This window comes from Gardnerella sp. 26-12, assembly GCF_001660745.1.
In the GTDB taxonomy this organism is placed as follows: domain Bacteria; phylum Actinomycetota; class Actinomycetes; order Actinomycetales; family Bifidobacteriaceae; genus Bifidobacterium; species Bifidobacterium swidsinskii.
Genome location: NZ_LWSR01000130.1, coordinates 1 through 3223, shown reverse-complemented (window position 1 = coordinate 3223; position 3223 = coordinate 1). Strand labels below are relative to the sequence as shown.

2 protein-coding genes are annotated in these 3223 nt (G+C 47.2%); one reads left to right on the top strand and one right to left on the bottom strand.

The features are described from left to right. Nucleotides 1-193 precede the first annotated feature (193 nt). A complete protein-coding gene (locus A5295_RS05765) occupies nucleotides 194-2683 on the top strand; it encodes a glycogen/starch/alpha-glucan phosphorylase (RefSeq protein ID WP_064622132.1) in 2490 nt (829 codons plus the stop codon). 203 nt (nucleotides 2684-2886) lie between these two features. Here A5295_RS05765 and A5295_RS05760 read toward each other — a convergent pair whose 3' ends face one another. Beyond that, nucleotides 2887-3096 carry a hypothetical protein gene (locus tag A5295_RS05760; protein ID WP_004106126.1) on the bottom strand — a complete coding sequence of 70 codons (210 nt, stop codon included), beginning with the start codon at nucleotides 3094-3096 and terminating at the stop codon, nucleotides 2887-2889. Between the last annotated feature and the right edge of the window lie 127 nt (nucleotides 3097-3223).

Sequence of the window (3223 nt, the reverse complement as noted above, 5' to 3'; positions counted from 1 at the left end):
GTATTAAGACGTTATATACAAATATTTAAAGGGGTTAGGTTGTGGTATTCTTGGGGTTATCGTGTGCATTCACATGCCTCTTGTAGTTATCTGCAAAGGTTATCTGCAAAATGGTGATGGTTTAATTGTCTAAACACAAAGTTTTAGGCTGCACACTTTTAGGAAATATATCAAACGGCACAAGGAGTCAAATATGACTAAACACGTCGCGCCGAAAGCCAAAACTACTGCGACGGCATTTGCCAAAGAACTTCAAGAGCACCTCAAGTACACCCAGGGTGTAACGCCAGAGCAGGCCACTACGGCAGATGTGTATGTTGCCGCTGCTACCGCAGTTCGTCGTCACTTGATGGACTCTTGGATGCAGACTCAGCATGACATGGTTAATGGCAACACCAAGGCTGTGGGCTATTTGAGCGCAGAGTTCTTGATGGGTAAGCAGCTTGAGAACGCTTTGTTGAACGCTGGTCTTACTGACCAATTCAATAAGGCTGTTACTAAGCTTGGCTTCGATCCAAAGGCAGTTATCAATGCTGAGTATGAGCCAGGTTTAGGTAATGGCGGTTTGGGTCGTCTCGCAGCCTGCTTCATCGATTCACTCGCCTCTATTGGCGTTCCAGCATTTGGCTACGGCATCCAGTATCGTTACGGCATCTTCAAGCAGCGCTTTGATGAAGAAGGTAAGCAGGTTGAAACCCCTGATTACTGGCTTAGCAACGAAGAGCCATGGGGTCACATTGATTATGGTCGTGACCAGCGCGTCAACTTCGGTGGTGAAGTTGTAGAGGAAAACGGCAAGCGCGTTTGGAAGCCAGCTTGGTCTGTTCGCGCAGTACCAGTTGACTACATGGTTCCAGGTTATAATTCTGGTCGCGTAAATACTCTTCGTTTGTGGACCGCTAAGTCTTACGATGAGTTTGATTTGCTCACCTTCAACAAGTCCGAGTACTTGGATGCTGTAAAGCCACAGGTTGCAGCAGAAAACATTTCTAAGATTCTTTACCCAGAAGATTCCACTCCAGAAGGTAAGGCTTTGCGTCTTGAGCAGCAGTACTTCTTCGTAGCTGCTTCTATCCATGATGCAATCCGCGTATTCTACCCAGGTCAGGATAAGCCGGATCTCACTACCTTCCCAAGCAAGATTAACTTCCAGTTGAACGACACTCACCCAGTTATCGGCATTCCAGAGCTTATGCGCGTTCTTATGGACGAGTACGGCTACGATTGGAACACCGCTTGGGGTATCACCACCAAGACCTTCAACTACACTTGCCACACCTTGCTTCCAGAAGCTTTGGAAGTTTGGCCAGCCAAGCTTATTGGCGAACTGTTGCCACGCCACCTTGAAATCATTCAGGGCATTAGCGAGCAGTTCCGCAACGAGCTTCGCGGTAAGGGCGTTGCTGAGGATCAGGTTGAGCGCATGCGCATCGCTACCGACGCTGACGAAAATGGCGAAGGTGCTGTAGTTCGCATGGCTTACTTGGCTACCTACGGCGGTTCTTACGTTAACGGTGTTGCTGAACTTCACTCTGAGTTGTTGAAGGATGTCACTTTGAAGGACTTCTCCAGCGTTTACCCAGATAAGTTCAAGAACGTTACTAACGGCGTAACTCCTCGTCGTTTCGTGCGCTTGAGCAACCCACGCATGTCTGCTCTTATTACTGAGGGCTTGGGCACAGACGCATGGCAGGGTAATTTGGAGCTTCTTGAAGGCTTGAAGCCATTGGCTGACGACAAGGCGTTCGTTAAGAAGTTTGCTGAAGTTAAGAAGCAGAACAAGCTTGCCTTCGTTGATTTTGCAAAGCAGAAGTATGGCTTTGAGATCAACCCAGACACAATGTTCAACACCATTGTTAAGCGTTTGCACGAGTACAAGCGCCAGTCCATGAAGATCCTCCAGGTTATCTCCACATACGCTGGAATCAAGAATGGCACAATCGACGTAGACAAGATGCTTCCACGCACCGTGTTCTTCGGCGCTAAGTCTGCTCCAGGCTATGCTATGGCAAAGCTCACCATTCAGCTCATTAACAATGTTGCTCGCGTGGTGAATAACGACCCAGCATGCAAGGGCAAGCTTGCAGTGTTCTTCCCACCAAACTACAACATCGAGTTGGCTATGAACTTGATTCCTGCCACCGATTTGGATGAGCAGATTTCTCAGGCTGGTAAGGAAGCTTCTGGTACCGGTAACATGAAGTTTGCTTTGAACGGTGCTTTGACTGTTGGTACTCTCGATGGTGCAAACGTTGAGATTCGCGAGCGCGTTGGCGCAGAGAACTTCTTCCTCTTCGGCATGACCGTTGACGAAGTTGATAAGCTCTACGCTGAAGGATACGATCACGGCGGCTCCCGTAAGTACTACGAGTCTGATCCTCGCTTGAAGACCGCTGTTGACATGGTTGCTGACGGCACCTTCTCCAATGGCGACAAGAGCGTGTACGAGCCACTCGTTAACGATTGGCTCACCCATGATTACTTCATGGCAATGGCTGACTTCAGCTCTTACATGGATATTCAGGCTCAGATTGAGGAAACTTACCGCGATCCAATGAAGTGGGCTCGCATGGCAGTCTTGAACGTAGCCAACTCTGGTTACTTCTCTTCTGACCGCTCTATCGAAGATTACCTCGATCGCATTTGGCACACTGGTGCTCTTCCAACACCTGTTGCTGAGTAATTGAGTATTCTCCAATAGCAATACATAGAAAATAAAAGGCGGAGACTGTTAATCAGTTTCCGCCTTTTATTTGTGTAAATTTTAGTTAAATTGCATGTAAGACAAACGCTTTTGTTTACAACAATTCTTTAGTAATTACAAATGAAGGCGACTACGAATATACGCAATCGCCTTCATTTTGGACTGTATAAAGCAAATGTCACTTATGCCTCGGCGGCAGGAGTATCGTTAGCTTCTTTCTCTTCTTTTTCTAACCCTAGGTCAATTGGCGAAGAACTGTTCTCCCATGGTTCCTCCCAAGGGTCATAATCAGGATTATGCTGCTTGTACACATACAACGCAGCAATACCTGCGAGCAGTGCTCCGAAGAGCAGTGCAAAGAACTTCCAACCGCCAGAGGATCTGTTCTCCATGATGGCTCCTTTCCGGTTAAGCTGACCTGCTCGTCCAAGTCAACAATCTATACCGCTTTTTGTCGCGTAATAACTATCATAGTTGCTTTTCTTCAGAGTTGCATCTTTTTTAAATAATGTTATTGAT